This window comes from Sphingopyxis sp. QXT-31, assembly GCF_001984035.1.
In the GTDB taxonomy this organism is placed as follows: Bacteria; Pseudomonadota; Alphaproteobacteria; order Sphingomonadales; family Sphingomonadaceae; genus Sphingopyxis.
This window is the reverse complement of record NZ_CP019449.1, coordinates 2,581,995-2,596,517: the sequence shown is the minus strand read 5'-3', so window position 1 is coordinate 2,596,517 and position 14,523 is coordinate 2,581,995. Positions and strand designations below refer to the sequence as shown.

General features: G+C 66.5%; 18 protein-coding genes. 5 read left to right on the top strand and 13 right to left on the bottom strand.

Annotated elements, in window-relative coordinates; all coding sequences use genetic code 11:
* Positions 1–65 precede the first annotated feature (65 nt).
* Genes BWQ93_RS12465 through BWQ93_RS12445 form a run of 5 tightly spaced genes read right to left on the bottom strand, consistent with a single transcriptional unit; the run spans position 66 to position 4,111 of the window.
* A complete protein-coding gene (locus BWQ93_RS12465) occupies positions 66–1,385 on the bottom strand; it encodes a serine hydrolase domain-containing protein (RefSeq protein WP_077030832.1) in 1,320 nt (439 codons plus the stop codon).
* Positions 1,386–1,436: 51 nt separating this feature from the next.
* Positions 1,437–1,886 carry a hypothetical protein gene (locus BWQ93_RS12460; protein ID WP_077030831.1) on the bottom strand — a complete coding sequence of 150 codons (450 nt, stop codon included), beginning with the start codon at positions 1,884–1,886 and terminating at the stop codon, positions 1,437–1,439.
* A complete protein-coding gene (locus tag BWQ93_RS12455; protein WP_077030830.1) occupies positions 1,879–2,514 on the bottom strand; it encodes a CoA transferase subunit B in 636 nt (211 codons plus the stop codon). Before BWQ93_RS12455 ends, BWQ93_RS12460 begins: the two co-directional genes overlap by 8 nt.
* Positions 2,514–3,401, bottom strand: coding sequence for an HAD family acid phosphatase (locus tag BWQ93_RS12450; protein ID WP_077030829.1), 888 nt, complete (start codon positions 3,399–3,401; stop codon positions 2,514–2,516). The genes BWQ93_RS12455 and BWQ93_RS12450 overlap by 1 nt, the downstream gene beginning before the upstream one ends.
* Entirely contained in the window at positions 3,401–4,111 is a 711-nt protein-coding gene (locus BWQ93_RS12445) for a CoA transferase subunit A (RefSeq protein WP_077030828.1), read from the bottom strand. Before BWQ93_RS12445 ends, BWQ93_RS12450 begins: the two co-directional genes overlap by 1 nt.
* Before the next feature lie 89 nt (positions 4,112–4,200).
* On the opposite strand from BWQ93_RS12445, the gene BWQ93_RS12440 reads away from it, so the two are divergent.
* Positions 4,201–5,091, top strand: a complete 891-nt coding sequence (locus tag BWQ93_RS12440; RefSeq protein ID WP_077030827.1) for a LysR family transcriptional regulator — start codon at positions 4,201–4,203, stop codon at positions 5,089–5,091.
* 270 nt (positions 5,092–5,361) lie between these two features.
* On the opposite strand, the gene BWQ93_RS12435 is transcribed toward BWQ93_RS12440, so the two are convergent.
* Entirely contained in the window at positions 5,362–6,018 is a 657-nt protein-coding gene (locus BWQ93_RS12435; protein ID WP_077030826.1) for an HAD-IA family hydrolase, read from the bottom strand.
* The gene (locus BWQ93_RS12430) at positions 6,015–7,121 is read right to left on the bottom strand and encodes a DUF2855 family protein (protein WP_077030825.1); all 1,107 of its coding nucleotides are present in this window, start codon (positions 7,119–7,121) and stop codon (positions 6,015–6,017) included. The genes BWQ93_RS12435 and BWQ93_RS12430 overlap by 4 nt, the downstream gene beginning before the upstream one ends.
* A gap of 56 nt (positions 7,122–7,177) precedes the next feature.
* Here BWQ93_RS12430 and BWQ93_RS12425 point away from each other — a divergent pair, with 56 nt between their 5' ends.
* On the top strand, positions 7,178–7,561 hold the full coding sequence (locus BWQ93_RS12425) for a DUF488 domain-containing protein (protein WP_077030824.1): 384 nt from the start codon (positions 7,178–7,180) through the stop codon (positions 7,559–7,561).
* On the opposite strand, the gene BWQ93_RS12420 is transcribed toward BWQ93_RS12425, so the two are convergent.
* From BWQ93_RS12420 to BWQ93_RS12405, 4 genes are read right to left on the bottom strand one after another with little or no spacing between them, the layout of a single operon-like run.
* Positions 7,558–8,247: a VIT1/CCC1 transporter family protein gene (locus BWQ93_RS12420; RefSeq protein WP_077030823.1), complete on the bottom strand. Its 690-nt coding sequence runs from the start codon at positions 8,245–8,247 to the stop codon at positions 7,558–7,560. The two genes, BWQ93_RS12425 and BWQ93_RS12420, sit on opposite strands and share 4 nt — an antisense overlap.
* A gap of 13 nt (positions 8,248–8,260) precedes the next feature.
* Positions 8,261–8,653 carry a type II toxin-antitoxin system VapC family toxin gene (locus tag BWQ93_RS12415; RefSeq protein ID WP_077030822.1) on the bottom strand — a complete coding sequence of 131 codons (393 nt, stop codon included), beginning with the start codon at positions 8,651–8,653 and terminating at the stop codon, positions 8,261–8,263.
* Entirely contained in the window at positions 8,650–8,928 is a 279-nt protein-coding gene (locus BWQ93_RS12410) for a type II toxin-antitoxin system Phd/YefM family antitoxin (RefSeq protein WP_077030821.1), read from the bottom strand. Before BWQ93_RS12410 ends, BWQ93_RS12415 begins: the two co-directional genes overlap by 4 nt.
* Before the next feature lie 31 nt (positions 8,929–8,959).
* Entirely contained in the window at positions 8,960–9,880 is a 921-nt protein-coding gene (locus tag BWQ93_RS12405) for an SMP-30/gluconolactonase/LRE family protein (protein WP_077030820.1), read from the bottom strand.
* Positions 9,881–9,926: 46 nt separating this feature from the next.
* Here BWQ93_RS12405 and BWQ93_RS12400 point away from each other — a divergent pair, with 46 nt between their 5' ends.
* The 3 genes from BWQ93_RS12400 to BWQ93_RS12390 all read left to right on the top strand — a co-directional run bounded on the left by BWQ93_RS12400 (position 9,927) and on the right by BWQ93_RS12390 (position 13,370).
* On the top strand, positions 9,927–10,526 hold the full coding sequence (locus BWQ93_RS12400; RefSeq protein WP_077032377.1) for a TIGR02466 family protein: 600 nt from the start codon (positions 9,927–9,929) through the stop codon (positions 10,524–10,526).
* A 127-nt stretch (positions 10,527–10,653) separates the two neighbouring features.
* Positions 10,654–12,093 carry an NAD-dependent succinate-semialdehyde dehydrogenase gene (locus BWQ93_RS12395; protein ID WP_077030819.1) on the top strand — a complete coding sequence of 480 codons (1,440 nt, stop codon included), beginning with the start codon at positions 10,654–10,656 and terminating at the stop codon, positions 12,091–12,093.
* Positions 12,094–12,272: 179 nt separating this feature from the next.
* Positions 12,273–13,370 carry a DUF2279 domain-containing protein gene (locus BWQ93_RS12390; RefSeq protein ID WP_232314603.1) on the top strand — a complete coding sequence of 366 codons (1,098 nt, stop codon included), beginning with the start codon at positions 12,273–12,275 and terminating at the stop codon, positions 13,368–13,370.
* Positions 13,371–13,377: 7 nt separating this feature from the next.
* Here the strand turns inward: BWQ93_RS12390 and BWQ93_RS12385 are convergent, their stop codons facing one another.
* Together BWQ93_RS12385 and BWQ93_RS12380 are read right to left on the bottom strand one after the other, a co-directional pair.
* Positions 13,378–14,139 carry an SDR family oxidoreductase gene (locus tag BWQ93_RS12385; RefSeq protein ID WP_077030818.1) on the bottom strand — a complete coding sequence of 254 codons (762 nt, stop codon included), beginning with the start codon at positions 14,137–14,139 and terminating at the stop codon, positions 13,378–13,380.
* The gene (locus tag BWQ93_RS12380) at positions 14,136–14,519 is read right to left on the bottom strand and encodes a dihydroneopterin aldolase (protein WP_077032375.1); all 384 of its coding nucleotides are present in this window, start codon (positions 14,517–14,519) and stop codon (positions 14,136–14,138) included. Before BWQ93_RS12380 ends, BWQ93_RS12385 begins: the two co-directional genes overlap by 4 nt.
* Positions 14,520–14,523 lie beyond the last annotated feature (4 nt).

Sequence of the window (14,523 nt, the reverse complement as noted above, 5' to 3'; positions counted from 1 at the left end):
GACCATAGTCCTAGCGCGCGGCAGGGGAGGCCGCCAGCCCCCGATTTCCCGTGCCCCGACCGGCGCTAGCCGTTGCTGTGCTCGCTCGCCGCGGGCGCCGCCACCGGCGCCGCGCCGCGATGCGGCAGCTCGGTCATGTCGAGCCAGTTGGTGCCCTCGCGGTGGTGATAGCTGTCGATCACCGCAAAGGGCACGCGGAAGGGAAAGCCCCAGTCGCTGTTCCACAGCACCACGACGCCGGTCCGCGTCGCGGGCTCGAAGATCATCGTCGCGCGGTACCCCGCGACCGCGCCCGAATGCCCCTCGAGCTGGCGATCGCCATAGGCGAAGCGCCGCCAGCCGAGGCCGTAGGACGCATTGCTCGTCGCCTGGCGCAAAGTGCCGCCATAGAGGCGCCCGGTGCCGACGCGCGGACTGTGCGCGATTTCGAGCACCTTGCCCGGCAGCACGTCGGGGCGCGCGCCCATCATCGCCTGCATCCAGGTCGCGAAATCGACGATGTCGCTCTCGACCCCCGCGGCGGCGGGGACGCGCCAATAGGCTTCTTTGACCTCGCGGACATGCTGGCCGTTGCGATGCGGCCGCGCCCAGTCCTTGGCGCCGGTCAGCCGCGCCATGCCATAGCCCGCGCTGACCATGCCGAGCGGGCGGAAGAAACGCTGCTCGACCGCGTCGGCGAAGGGCTCGTTCGCCGCTTCAGCCAATATCTCGCTCGCAGTGTCGAAGGCGATATTCTGATAGGTGTAGCAGGTCCCGGGCTGGCACTGCAGCGGCGCGGTGGCGAGACCGGCGCGCAGGAACTGGGGATTCTGCCCTTCCTCCAGTTTCTCGTCATAGGCGTTTTTGGTGAGGCCGGTGCGCTGCGCGAGCAGGTCGACGAGGCGGAGCTGCGTCTCGGCCCCGCCCGGCAGGCGCAGCGACGAACTGCGCCATCCCGCGACCGGACGGTCGAGGTCGACCGTGCCGTCCTTCGCCAGCTTCGCGGCGAGCACGCCGGTCGCGGTCTTCGAGACCGACGCCCAGCGGAACAAAGTGTGCGGCGTGACCGGCGCGCCGGTCGCGGCGTCGGCGACGCCATAGCCGCGCACGAAGCTGAGCTTGCCGTCTTCGACGACCGCGACCGCCAGCCCCGCCATTTCGGGGCGCTGCGCCAGCGCGCCGAGTTGCTCGTCGAGTGCGCGATAGTCGATCCGCCCGCGCCATTCGGCGGGGGTGTCGGGCAGGTCGGTGGGCGGTTTGATCGGGATCGCGACGCTGGCGAGCGCATGGTCGTTGCCCCCCGCCAGGCGCAGGCCGAACCAGCCCGCCGATCCCAGCACGGCGACTGCGACCAGCGCGGCGAGGAAGCGCTTTGTGGATTTGTGTTTGGACTGCTGCGACTTCATATTTTGGCGTGGTCTTAGCCGCGACGAACGCCGCCGTCACCCCCGCTGCGATCAACGCCCCAGAAAGTGCCACGCCTTGAAGGTTCCGACGGCATAGACCACGCCATAGACGAGCACGATCAGCGACGACCAGATCGCGAAAGCATCGCTATGCTGCGGTCTCCAGAGGTGGAGCGGCACGAACATCAGCGCGCGCAGCAGGTAAATGGCGGTGATCACGACCAGCCCCGTGCGAAGCAGGGGCAGGCGCGGAAGCGACCCCCCGCCCGAAAAGGCATAGGCGGCCCAGATCAGCAGCACGGCCGTAATGCCCAGCGTGATCAGCGTCGGCTGCAAGTCACCGCGCGCCGCCGCCCGTGCGATGCCCTCGCCGGCGCCGAAGAAGCGGTACCATTCGGGCCCGCCGAAGATGCAGGCAAGATGAAGCAGCGCGGCGAGAACCGACAGCCATCCCCCGACGATCAGCCAGCTGGAGCCCGGGTTCGCCGCGACGTCAGGCAATATAATGCGCCGTGGTCTTGTCGGCGACTTCCTCGGCGGTGACGCCGGGCGCGAGTTCGATCAACCGGAACGGGCTCCTATGATCGTCGCGCTTGAACACCGCGAGGTCGGTGATGATCATGTCGACGACATTCTGGCCGGTCAGCGGCAGCGTGCATTCGGGGATGAACTTCGGGCTGCCGTCCTTGGCGTTGTGCTCCATGACGACGATGATCTTCTTGACCCCGGCGACGAGGTCCATCGCGCCGCCCATGCCCTTGATCATCTTGCCCGGGATCATCCAGTTGGCGATGTCGCCATTTTCGGCGATCTCCATCGCGCCCAGCACGGTCAGGTCGATATGCCCGCCGCGGATCATCGCGAAGCTGTCCGAAGAGCTGAAATAGGCCGACTGCGGCACTTCGCTGATCGTCTGCTTGCCGGCGTTGATCAGGTCGGCATCCTCTTCGCCCTCATAGGGGAAGGGGCCGATGCCGAGCATGCCGTTTTCCGACTGGAGCGTCACCGTCATCCCCGCGGGGATATGGTTCGCGACCAGCGTCGGGATACCGATGCCCAGGTTGACGTAATAGCCGTCCTGCAGTTCCTTCGCGGCGCGTGCCGCCATATCGTCGCGCGTCCAGGGCATTATTTCGGCTCCCAATGTTTGTCGGAGGGAAAGGCGTCGTCCCAGCCCAGTTTTTCCCACGGGCCATAGACGGGGTTGGGGAACAGGAACCAGCCCTTGTCCCAGAGGGCGGTGGCGCCCGCGCTGGTCGCGAGCGCCATGCGCTGCGCGGCGAGCAGGTCCTTGTCGTTGAACTGCTGGCTGAAGTCGCCGAGCTGGTCGCCGCCGAGGATGATCACGCAATAACGCGACGCGATGGTTGCGCGGCGACCATCCTTGCTCGACCCGCCGGCGTCGTCGCCCATCAGGAACAAGGTCTCGCCATGCTTGAACTCGCCGAGCCCGGCGGCGCGCAGCGTGTCCTCGCTGCCCTTGGCATTGGCGGCGCTGCGGTTGGTGTTGGCGATGACGGTGATTCCCGCGGCGCGGAGCCTGGTCACCATCTCAACCGTCCCGGGCATCGCGACCGCCTTGCCCGCACCGGTCTTTTCCCACTGGTCCCAGATTTTCGGATCATAGGCGGATCGCGCGAAATGGCGCATCGGCCCCAGATTCCAGATCAACGTCTCGTCGGCGTCGAACACCGCGCCGAACGGCTTGTCCCCGCACGGCTCGAACGCCGGGGCCTCCACGGTGGCGTCGGGGGCGAGCACGACGCTGTCCTTCGGCCGCTCCTTGATCCGCCACACGCCATAATCGGCGATCCGCTTATTGGTCGCGCGCACCGCCACCGCGGCTTCGGGCGAGCCGTACAGATATTGCAGCGCCACCGGCGGCTTGGCGGCTTCGGCGGGCGTGGGTGCCGGCAGGGCGGCGTCGGGCGGCGGAGCCGGGGCCGTCGCCACCTCTGCCGGCGCGCTCGCGCACCCGGCAAGGAGCAGCGCGGCGGTAAGGGTGAGGCTACGCATCACGCGGTCTCGCGCGGGCGCGTCGTGCGGAATTCGATCTTCTTGTCATAGGGCGCGCCGACGATCATGCGCTTCACATAGATGCCGGGCAGGTGGATGGCGTCGGGGTCGAGGCTGCCGGTCGGCACGATTTCCTCGACCTCGGCGACGCAGATCTTCGCCGCGGTCGCCATCGGCTGGTTGAAGTTGCGCGCGGTCTTGCGAAAAATGAGGTTGCCGCTCTCGTCGGCCTTCCACCCCTTGATGATCGCGAGGTCGGCGAAGATGCCGCGCTCGAGGATATAATCCTGCCCGTCGAAATTCTTCACTTCCTTGCCCTCGGCGACGAGCGTGCCGACGCCGGTCTTGGTATAGAAGCCGGGGATGCCCGCACCGCCCGCGCGGCAGCGTTCGGCGAGCGTGCCCTGCGGGCAGAATTCGACCTCGAGCTCGCCCGCCAGATATTGCCGCTCGAACTCCTTGTTCTCGCCGACGTAGGACGAGATCATCTTCCTGATCTGGCGCGTGCGGAGCAGCTTGCCGAGACCTTCGCCGTCGATCCCCGCATTGTTGCTCGCGATCGTCAAATCCTTGGTTCCGGCGTCGCGGATCGCGTCGATCAGCCGCTCGGGAATGCCGCAGAGGCCGAAACCGCCCGCGCAGATCTGCATGCCGTCGAAGAGCAGCCCTTCGAGTGCGGCGGCTGCGTCGGCATAGCGCTTGTTACCCATGAACGGACTCCTCGTGGTTGCGGCGCGGCGACTGTGGCCGACAAAATCCATCAATTCTAATTATTCTATTTTTCGATTATGCATAAGCAATGTCAATCAGTCGCGTCTCGCTCTATCATCTCGAAACCCTGCTGTGGATCGACCGGCTCGGCACGTTTTCGGCCGCGGCCGAGCGGCTGAACACGACACAGCCCGCGGTGTCGGCGCGCATGCGCGAATTGGAGCAGCGCCTCGGCTCGACGCTGTTCCGCCGCGACGGGCGGACGATGTCGCTGACCGCGGCGGGGCGCAAGCTGGTGCGCGACTGCGATCCGTTGCTGCGCGACATGCAGCTAGCGCTGCTCGGCAGCGGCGGTTATGGCGAGGCGAGCGGGGTGGTGCGCATCGGCGCGGGCGAGATCGCGGCGGCGAGCTGCCTGCCCGGTTTCGTCGCGGCGCTCAAGGCCGATATGCCCAACGTCGGCCTCGAGATCGAGATCGACCTCACCGCCAACCTGATCCAGCAATTGCTCACCGGGCGCACCGACATGGTCTTTGCCGCGGGGCCCGTCGCGCACCCCGCGCTCAAGACCAGCCCGATCGGTCAGGTTCCGCTCGTCTGGCTCGCGAGCCCCGCGGTCGCGGCGGCTTTCGGCGAGGGCGCGAGCGTGCCCGTCTGGTCGCTCGCCAGCCCGTCGCCGATTCACGGCCGGATGCGCGATGCGATCACCGCGTCGCGCATCGCACAGAAATCGCTCAACCTCTGCAACAATGCCCGCACGATGATCGACATCGCGCGCACCGGCGGCGGCATCGGCATCTTCCCCGAACCGATGGTACGCGGCGCGCTGGCGAGCGGCGCGCTGATCGAGATCGCCGGTATGCCCGCGCTGGCGCCGGTCGAATTCCACGTCGCGATGCGCGTCGCCGACAGCGAGCCGCTGCTCGCGCAGATATTCGGCCGCGCGGCCGAGCTCGATCTGGCGGATGTGCAGGGTTGAACGACCGGTATCGGGCTGGAGCTGCCATCCAAATCGTGGGGAGGATCTTTAGGTCCGTTCCCCACCCCAAAACCGCCGCCCTCAAAAAAGGCCTTTCCTAATAAATCCGGCTGTGCAAGCGTCGATCTTGGCTCTGTCACGCGGTCGACAGAAGCGGTTGCCGAGGTCCTCTTGGGAAGCGCGCAGGGCTGAACTTTCCTGAACTTTGGAATAGGATGAAGGCCGCTTCCCGCCGCGAAGCCGCCAGCCGCTTCTGACAGAAACGGCTCGTCAGGGCAGTCCGACCCCCAGCGCCGCCGACAGGTCGGCCAGCGCCTGTTCGCCGCTCGTCACCTTGATCGCGTGCATGCCGAGCGCCGCGGCGGGTTTGCAGTTTATGCCCAGATCGTCGAGATAGACGCATTCGCTCGGTTCGACGCCGAGCTTTTCGCACATCATCAGATAGATGCGCGGATCGGGCTTGCGCACCCCGGCCTTGCTAGATTCGATGACATGCTCGAAACGCGCCATGATGCGCGCCACCACGGTCGCGGCCTCGTTGCTGCGCGTCATGCCGGCGCCCTTAACGCCTTTGCCGCCGGGAACATTGTTAGTGATGCAGGCGATGCGCAGGCCCTTGGCCTTCAACGTGTCGAGCGCTTTTACCATATCGGGGCGCACCGCACCCGCGATGACGGCGAGGACCGCTTCGCCTTCCAGTTCATGACCCAGCGCGCGCGCCTCGCTCGCAAACAGGCTGTCGAACGCCGCGGCGTCGATCTCGGCGCGCTCGAACTTCGCCCAGGCATTGTCGTCGGGGTTGGCAGCATTGACCCGCCGCACGAAATCGCGCGGCAGCCCGCGTTCCTCCTCCAGCCGGTTGAACGCCTCGAAGGGCGAGGCGGTGATGACGCCGCCGAAGTCGAAGATGACGGTGGTGATGGTCATGGCAACACGACGATCCCCGCCTTGGGGTCGGCGCGGCCCGACAGCATTTCCTGGTAAGCGGCCAGCGCCGCCTCGCCGCCATGCCGCTTGTCGATCGCCGCGAGCCGCGGCGCGACGGTCATGAAGGCCAGCCAGGCCTCGGCGATCTTCTGTCCAAAGGCCGCGCCGCCCCAGTCGGCGATCCGCTTCTGGCTGCGGCCGGGGGCGAAGAAGCCCTGGCGCTCGGGGCCGGGCAGGCCCTCGACATCGGCCTGCGCGTCCCAATGCGACTTGCCGACGATGATCGAAGCCTTGAGCTGATTGCCGAAATGGCTGTGCACGACGCGCGTCACCGCGCCATTCCCCGCCATGTCGACCAGCGCCGAGGGGGCAGCGGGATTGAGCGTCATGATCTGATCATAGCTGATCACGCGGTCGTAAATGCCCTGCGCTGCGAGCGCCTCGACATTGGCGGCACTGGTCAGGCCGATCGTTTCGGGGCGATGTCCGCTGCGCTGCGCGAGCGAAAAGCCGAGGCCGATCGCGGTCTTGCTCGACGCGCTGGCGATCAGGATTTGCGCCGCGCCATAATCGCCCTCGTCCTCGAACTGGCCGGCGATCAGCCAGCCCGTGAGGAACAGCGGACGGAACACCGGCCAATAATCATGGTCGGTCGCGCGATAATCGTGGAGCGCGCCGATGCGCTGATAATTGTTGTATATGGGCGGCAGCGTGGTGCGGCGCGGCGTTACGTCGGTAAAGCCGCCGGGGCCGACATTGCCGGTGTTCAGCACCGCATGGCTCGCCATCGGATAATAGCCGTAGAAGGTATCGCCGACCGCGATTCCCTCGGCCGCGCTCTCGGTCACCGTCGCGAACCCCCAGACGGGCAGGCGCCCGGGCGTTCCGCGCTCGGCGAAGAAATCCCAATAGCCCTGGTCGTTGCCGAACAACCCCGCGGGCTTGCCGAACACCGCATAGGTGATGTTGTTCGCGGTCATCGCATAGCTGTCGACGGCTACGCGGACCTGTCCTGGCACCAGCGGCGCGGCGGGATCACCGACCAGTTCGGCGCGCGCAATATCGTCGCGATCGATGTCGATCGCCCATCCGGTTTCACTCATCTGCGGACCCCTCCGGCTGCTTGCCCGCGGACGCGGGTTCGGCGATAGTCATACAGATGGCAGCGCCCCTGACAATCGCGGTCAAACGCATCCACGAACCGGCCGATCCCGGCGACGGCGCGCGCTTCCTCGTCGACCGACTGTGGCCGCGCGGGGTATCGAAGGAGAAGGCGGCGCTGGCGGCGTGGCTCAAGCCGCTGTCGCCGAGCGATGCGCTGCGCAGGACCTATCACGGCGCGACCGTCGATTCGGACGAGGCGTGGCACGCCTTCCGCACCGATTATTTCGCCGAACTCGACGCGGGCGGCGGGGAGGTCGAGACAGCGCTCTTCACCCTCGACGCAGCGCTGAGCGCGGGGCCGGTAACCTTGCTTTATGCCGCGAAGGACCCCGAGCGGAACAATGCCGTCGCGCTGCGCGACTGGCTGGCGGGCCGCTAACCCGCGACGGTCCCGAACAGCGATCCGATCGCGATCGTCGCCGCCATCGCCATCGCGCCCCAGAAGGTGACGCGCACCACGGGGCGCAGCATCGGCGCCTTGCCCACCCGCGCCCCGAGCGCGCCGAGCAGCGCGAGGAAGATGAGCGACGCGCCTGAAACCGTCCATGGCAGCGAAGGCCCTGAGTCGAGCAGCACGACGAGCAGGGGCAGCGCCGCGCCGACCGTGAAACTGGCGGCCGACGCCGCGGCCGCCTGGATCGGCCGCGACGCCGTCGCCTCGGTCATGCCGAGTTCGTCGCGCAGATGCGTATCGAGCGCGTTATGCGCGGTCAGCTCCGCCGCGACCTGTTCGGCGAGCGCGCGGCTCAGCCCGCGCTGCTCGTAAATCTGCGTCAGCTCCTCGAGTTCGAATTCGGGATCGGCGGCGAGGTGGCGCTTTTCCAGCTCGACATCGGCTCTTTCGGCGTCGCCCTGCGAGCTTACCGACACATATTCACCCGCCGCCATCGACATCGCACCCGCGACGAGCCCGGCGACCCCGGTCAGCATTATCGCATGCGGCGCGGCGCCCGCTGCCGCAACTCCCGCGATCAGGCTGGCGGTCGACACGATCCCGTCATTGGCGCCCAGGATCGCGGCGCGCAGCCAGCCGATGCGCGTGACGGCGTGGGTTTCCTCGTGCATGCGCGGGCTCCACTTACCAGAAGCGAATGATGCCGAACTGGTCGAACAAGGCTTCTTTCGAAATCAGCGTCAGTTCTTCGATCTGCGCCTGCGCGATCAGCATGCGGTCGAACGGATCGCGGTGCGGGATCGGCAGCGCGCCGGCGAGCCGGGCGTGGTCCGCGGTCAGAGCCAATGTCTCGAGATTGTCTTTGGCGATTTCGTCGGAGAATTCGAGCGCATGGGCTCGTGCGAAATCGAGCTTTCCGACGCGGTGCTTCTGCGCGATCTCAAACGCCGAAATCGCCGACGCATAGATCGGTGCGTCCCGTCGTTGCAGCAGGTCCCTTACCCGGGATGGCAGCATGTCCGGCGAATAGGTGGCCCACAACAAGCTGTGGGTGTCGAGCAGATAGCCTTCGCTCACAGCTTGTCGTTGGGATCATCGGCGTCGCAATTCCACAACGCGAGGTCTTCTTCAGGCAAAGGATCCCAGAAGCCGTCTTCCAAGGGGTCCTTGCCCGGCGGGATCAGGTGCGCGAGTCGGCCGAGTTGCCGCTTCGGCTTCACCACGTCCTTCACCGGCATCAGCTTGACCACCGGTTCCTTGCCGCGCGCGATCGTCACCTCTTCGCCCGCGAGCACGCGGGCGATCAGGCGCGACAGGTGTGTCTTGGCTTCGTGGATGGTCACGATCGTCATGCCATCCACTTAGCTAAGTCACTTGACTAAGTCAATGCGGCAGCTTCAATCCCGGCCGCGCCCAACGCGTCTTCACCAGCCGTCCGGTGCCCGACAGCGTCAGATAGGCGTCCTGCATATCGTCGCCGCCAAAGGCGATGTTGGTGGTGAAGATATCGTCGGTGGTGACGAATTCGACCAGCTCGCCCGCGGGCGACACGACGCTGATCCCGCTCTCGCCGATCGTCGCGACGCAGATATTGCCGTTCGCCTCCATCGCCAGGCTGTCGAAGAATTTATAGCCTGCGGGGCGGTAGAGCGGGATGCCCGGGCCGCCGGGCCCCGCGTCGGGGGCGACCTTGCCGGGGGCGATGATGTTGAACTGGGTCAGGCGGCAGGTGTAGGTTTCGGCGGCGTAGAGCTTGGTCCCGTCGGGCGACAGGCCGATGCCATTGGGGTTGTAGCTCGGGAAGATCACCTCTTCGACGAAGCAGCCGTCGGCCTTGCCATAGAAGATGCCGACGATGTCGTGGCAGCGTTTTTCATAATCGACCTTGCCATGGTCGGTGAACCAGAAGCCGCCGTGATCGTCGAACATGATGTCGTTGGGTCCGCGCAGCACGATGCCCTGGTCGCCGGTCTTGTAGAGGATTTCGACTTCGCCCGTGTCGATGTCGATGCGCTCGATCCGCCCGCCCGAATAATCGTCGGCGATGCCGTGCGGCGCGAGATAGCCGTTCGATTCGACATAGTTGAAGCCGCCGTTGTTGCAGCAATAAAGCTTGCCGTCGGGGCCGATCGCGAGGCCGTTGGGACCGCCGCCGGGGGTCGCGACGACCTCCTTGCGCCCGCCGGGCCAGCAGCGCGTGATCCGCCCCGCCTCGATCTCGACGACGATGACGCTGCCGTCGTCCATCACCACCGGCGCCTCGGGAAAGCGCAGTCCGTCGGCGATCAGTTCAAACTCGGCCATCCTCGTCTCCCTTGCTTGTGCTTTGCTGCTGTGCTTTGCGGCCATCATGCCCGTTCGTTCGCTCTTCGCCAGCCTTTTCTACGAAGCCGACGCCGGGTCGGCGGACCTGTTGGAAGAGTTGGAGCATAGCTGCCGCCAACTTGCCGAGGATGACCTCGCCGGCCGGCGCTGGAGCCGCGAGCATGGCTATAAGGGTTACACCAGCTACGCGAGCCTCGGCGACCTGCCCGAGCGCGACCCGGCGTTCCATGACCTCAAGCGCCTGCTCGACAAGGAGGTCAAAGCCTTCGCCAGCGCGGCGCATTTCGACCTCGCGAAACCGCTGAAGCTCGACAGCCTGTGGGTCAATATCCTCAAGCCCGGCGGCACCCACAGCGGCCATATCCACCCGCACAGCATCGTGTCGGGAACCTTCTACGTCGCGGTCCCGCCGGGATCGGGCGCGCTCAAGCTCGAAGACCCGCGCCTCGCGATGCTGATGGCGGCGCCGGGGCGTACCGACGACGCGCCCGAGCATCTTCTGCCCTTCGTCTATGCGCAGCCCGCGGCGGGCCGCGTCTTCCTGTGGGAAAGCTGGCTGCGGCACGAGGTTATGCCGCATTCGGGCAAGGGCGAGCGGATCAGCATCAGCTTTAACTATCGCTGAGCGGGCCTATATGGGGCGCATCTGACCAACCCCATCCCGTTCGTGTCGAGAAGTCGAGACACGCCAGCGCAGCGCGAGAGGCCTCTCGACTTCGCTCGATGCGAACGGAAAAGTTAGAAAGCCCCCCATGACCGACACCGCGACCTACGACGCCGACCTCCAGCTCTTCATCGCCGGCGCCTGGCGGAGCGGCGAGGGCCGCGACGCGCGGCCGGTTTTCAACCCGGCGACCGCGCGCACGATCGCCGAGCTGCCGGTGGCGACCGCCGCGGACCTCGATGAGGCGCTCGCGGCAGCCGAGCGCGGCTGGCCGAGCTGGCGTGCGAAAACCCCCGACGAGCGCGCCGCGCTGATGCACAAGGCCGCAGGGCTGATCCGCGAGCGCGTCGAGCATATCGCGACTCTGATGACGCTCGAGCAGGGCAAGCCGATCGGCGAGGCGCGCGGCGAAGTGCTGTCGGCGGCCGGGCTGCTCGCCTATTTCGCCGAACAGGGCAAGCGCATCGAAGGGCGCGTGCTCCAGCGCCCGCTCGGCCAGCGCGCGATGGTCACCAAGCATCCGGTCGGCCCGGTGGCGGGCTTCTCGCCCTGGAACTTCCCGGTCAACCTGATGGTCAAGAAGATCGCCCCCGCGCTCGCCGCGGGCTGCGTCGTGATCGCCAAGGCGCCCGAGGAGACGCCCGGCTGTACCAGCGCGATCATGCGCTGCCTGATCGACGCCGGCATCCCCGGCGATGCAGCGCAGCTCGTCTATGGCGACCCCGATATGATCAGCCGCCACCTGCTGGCGAGTCCGGTGATCCGCAAGGTCAGCTTCACCGGCTCGACCGCGGTCGGCAAGCATCTGATGCGGCTCGCCGCCGACCGCGCCCAGCGCATCACCATGGAACTGGGCGGGCACGCCCCGGTGCTGATCTTCGACGACTGCGATCTCGAGAGCACGCTCGACAAGGTGGTGTGGCAGAAGTTTCGCAACGCGGGCCAGGTGTGCATCTCGCCGACGCGCTTCTATGTCCAGCAGGGCATCTATGACACGTTCGTCAAAGGATTTGCCGAACGCACGGCAAAAGTGAAGATCGGCAGCGGCCTCGACGCCGACACGCAGATGGGGCCGCTCGCCAACGCGCGCCGCATCCCCGCGCTGGAGGCGCTCGTCGCCGACGCCAAGGCGAAGGGGGCGCGCGTCATTGCGGGCGGCGAGGCGACGGGTAATGGCTATTTCTTCCAGCCGACCGCGATCGCCGACGTGCCGATCGAGGCCGATGCGATGAACCACGAACCCTTCGGACCGATGGCGCTGATCCGGCCGTTCGGGACCGAGGAAGAAGCGCTCGAACAGGCGAACCGGCTACCCTATGGGCTGGCTGCCTTTGCTTTCACCGAGAATGGCCGCCGCATCAACCGCATCGTCGATTCGATCGAGAGCGGGATGGTCGGGGTGAACAGCTTCGTCATCTCGACGCTCGACATGCCCTTCGGCGGCATCAAGGAATCGGGCTTCGGCAGCGAGAGCGGGCCCGAGGGGCTCGACGGCTATCTGGTGACCAAGGCGGTGCATATTTACTGAAATCGTCGCCGGATGCCGGCCGCCGCACGGCGATTGCCCCCCGCCGGGCTTGATCCTATGCTCCCAACATATTGATTCGCGAGGCAATCGCCGGTGAATCACGGGGGAGGACGGCCATCAGGCGAGGGGCAATCGCCGCGCTCACTCTATCGGCCCTCACGGGATCGATGGTAGTTGCTGTGGAATCGGCGCGCGCGGCCGAACCGGCGACGCTTGCCGCGCCGGCGATCTTATCGCTGCCGCCCGATGATTTTTCATTCGCGCTGGCCGATGTCGCGGTCGATGTCGCAGCCGATGACCGGACGCTGGGCGGCTATGCCCCCGGCGGCGATCCGTTGGGCCACGACCCGTTCGGTGGGGATCCGTTTGACGCTCTGCCGCGCGTAACCTTGCCTTTCGACCCCGCGAGCGCGCCCGCCATCGCGGCGCTGCTCGTCGGCCCGCCCGATCTGCCCGGATATGGCCCGGATGAGAGCATCGGCGCGGACGACGCCGCGCCCGCACGGCCCTATCGCGGGTTCGGACGTCAATTGGGCGCGATCAAATGGGAAATCGGCGCGGTCGCGGCTTATTATACCATCGCCAACAGCCGCAAATTGTTCGAGAACCCGATCGCGCCGCATACGCAGAAAGAGGGTTTCTTCGGCCGCTCGACGCGCAACGTCGGCGTCGACAAGCTCGCGCACGCCTATAGCGCCTATGTCGTGTCCGAACTTTTCCATGCGCGGCTCAAGCACAAGACCGATGGAGCGCCGGGCATCGAATATACCGCCGGGGCGCTGGGCTTCGCGACGACGCTCTACACCGAATTATGGGACAGCGTCGAACGCAGCGGCGGCTGGTCGTGGGAGGATGTCGCGATGAACTCGGCCGGCGCGGGCTTTTCGATCCTGCGCAATTCGGTGCCCGGTCTCGACCGGAAACTCGACTATCGGCTGATGGTGGTGCCCAATGACAATATCTTCTCGATCGAGGGCAAGGCGCATTTTGAACAGCAGCGCTATTTCTTCGCGCTCAAGCTGAGCGGCTTCGACGCGTTCGAGCACAGTCCGCTACGCTATCTCGAACTGCACCTCGGCTATTTCGGCAAGGATTTTTCGAACGAGGACCGCGCCGCGGGCATACGGCCGCAACGCCGCGTGTTCGTCGGCTTCGGGATCAACCTGCGCGAGCTGTTGTTCCCCGATCCCTCGTCGCGCGCCGGTCGCGCGGCGGGCGAGGTGCTCGATTATTTCCAGCCGCCCTATACCGCGCTTCAGGTTCCGCTGACGCGCTGAACCCGGGTCAATCGCGCTCCAACGCCACAAAATCGCGCGCCATTGGCGTCAGATGGGCGCCGCCATCGACAAAGATCGTCTGCCCCGTCACCGCCTCGGCCCGCGCGAGATAGACGACGGCATCGGCGACCTGCCCCGGCGTCGGCAGCGCGCCCAGCGGCATGCGCTGCGCCAGGCGTTCGACCTGCGGCGCGGTATAGTCCCCGGTCGCCATCGTCAGCCCCGGCGCGACCGCATTGACCCGCGCGCGGCCCCCGAACGCCACTGCCAGCGTCGCCGTCGCCTGCCACAGCGCCGATTTGGATAGGCTGTACGCGACCTGGTCGGGCACCGGATGCACAACACGCTGGTCGACGATATTGACGATCGCCGGGCGTTTACCTTCGCTCGCCGCGACGAGCGCCTTGGCGAGCATCACCGGCGCCGACAGATTGACCTGCATCATCTCCGCGAGCGCCGCCGCCGACAGGTCGCCCCACTCGCCCTCGGCGAAATGCGCGGCATTGTTGACGAGCAAGTCGGGCGTGCGCCCGAATTTCTCGATCACCGCGGGGATCAGCGCATCGACCGCGGCGGGGTCGCTGAGGTCGGCGGCAAAACGATGGCCGACCGCCCCCGTTTCCGCCAGCGCCTCGGCGAGCACCGGGTCGGCCTCGGCGGCGCTCCTTTTGTGCAGCGCCAGCGCATAGCCCTCGCGCGCCAGCCGCGCCGAAATCGCGGCGCCGACACGGTGGAGCCCACCCGTCACCAGCGCCAGCTTCGCCGTCACTTGCGCGAGTCCGGCCGGCTTCGGCGCATCGTAATCCCGATCTCTTCGCCCTCCTCGGCGATGGCGAGCTTGACGATCTTGACCTCGACCTCGTCGACCTTGTCGTCCTGCAGGAACAAAGTGTCGATGATATGGTCGGCGACGCTTTCGATCAGCACGAAATGCACATCCTTGGGCAGGCCTTCGGTCGCCGCGAATTTGAGATGCATGTAATTTTTCGAGCGGCTGAGCGGCGTGGTCGGCTCATAATGATCGGCCATGGCGAGCTTGGCGCGCACCGAAATGCGCAGCGGCTGCGGCAGATGCGTTTCTTCGGAATAGATGCCGGTGAGGACGTCGACGGTCAGCCCGTTCACCTCCAGCCACAATGTATCGGTCACAAGA

What these genes read in the sequence shown, in the direction of transcription:
- BWQ93_RS12465 (WP_077030832.1), bottom strand. Translation starts at nt 1,385, where the DNA reads ATGAAGTCGCAGCAGTCCAAACACAAATCCACAAAGCGCTTCCTCGCC.
- BWQ93_RS12455 (WP_077030830.1), bottom strand. Translation starts at nt 2,514, where the DNA reads ATGCCCTGGACGCGCGACGATATGGCGGCACGCGCCGCGAAGGAACTG.
- BWQ93_RS12450 (WP_077030829.1), bottom strand. Translation starts at nt 3,401, where the DNA reads ATGCGTAGCCTCACCCTTACCGCCGCGCTGCTCCTTGCCGGGTGCGCG.
- BWQ93_RS12445 (WP_077030828.1), bottom strand. Translation starts at nt 4,111, where the DNA reads ATGGGTAACAAGCGCTATGCCGACGCAGCCGCCGCACTCGAAGGGCTG.
- BWQ93_RS12440 (WP_077030827.1), top strand. Translation starts at nt 4,201, where the DNA reads ATGTCAATCAGTCGCGTCTCGCTCTATCATCTCGAAACCCTGCTGTGG.
- BWQ93_RS12435 (WP_077030826.1), bottom strand. Translation starts at nt 6,018, where the DNA reads ATGACCATCACCACCGTCATCTTCGACTTCGGCGGCGTCATCACCGCC.
- BWQ93_RS12430 (WP_077030825.1), bottom strand. Translation starts at nt 7,121, where the DNA reads ATGAGTGAAACCGGATGGGCGATCGACATCGATCGCGACGATATTGCG.
- BWQ93_RS12425 (WP_077030824.1), top strand. Translation starts at nt 7,178, where the DNA reads ATGGCAGCGCCCCTGACAATCGCGGTCAAACGCATCCACGAACCGGCC.
- BWQ93_RS12420 (WP_077030823.1), bottom strand. Translation starts at nt 8,247, where the DNA reads ATGCACGAGGAAACCCACGCCGTCACGCGCATCGGCTGGCTGCGCGCC.
- BWQ93_RS12410 (WP_077030821.1), bottom strand. Translation starts at nt 8,928, where the DNA reads ATGACGATCGTGACCATCCACGAAGCCAAGACACACCTGTCGCGCCTG.
- BWQ93_RS12405 (WP_077030820.1), bottom strand. Translation starts at nt 9,880, where the DNA reads ATGGCCGAGTTTGAACTGATCGCCGACGGACTGCGCTTTCCCGAGGCG.
- BWQ93_RS12400 (WP_077032377.1), top strand. Translation starts at nt 9,927, where the DNA reads ATGCCCGTTCGTTCGCTCTTCGCCAGCCTTTTCTACGAAGCCGACGCC.
- BWQ93_RS12395 (WP_077030819.1), top strand. Translation starts at nt 10,654, where the DNA reads ATGACCGACACCGCGACCTACGACGCCGACCTCCAGCTCTTCATCGCC.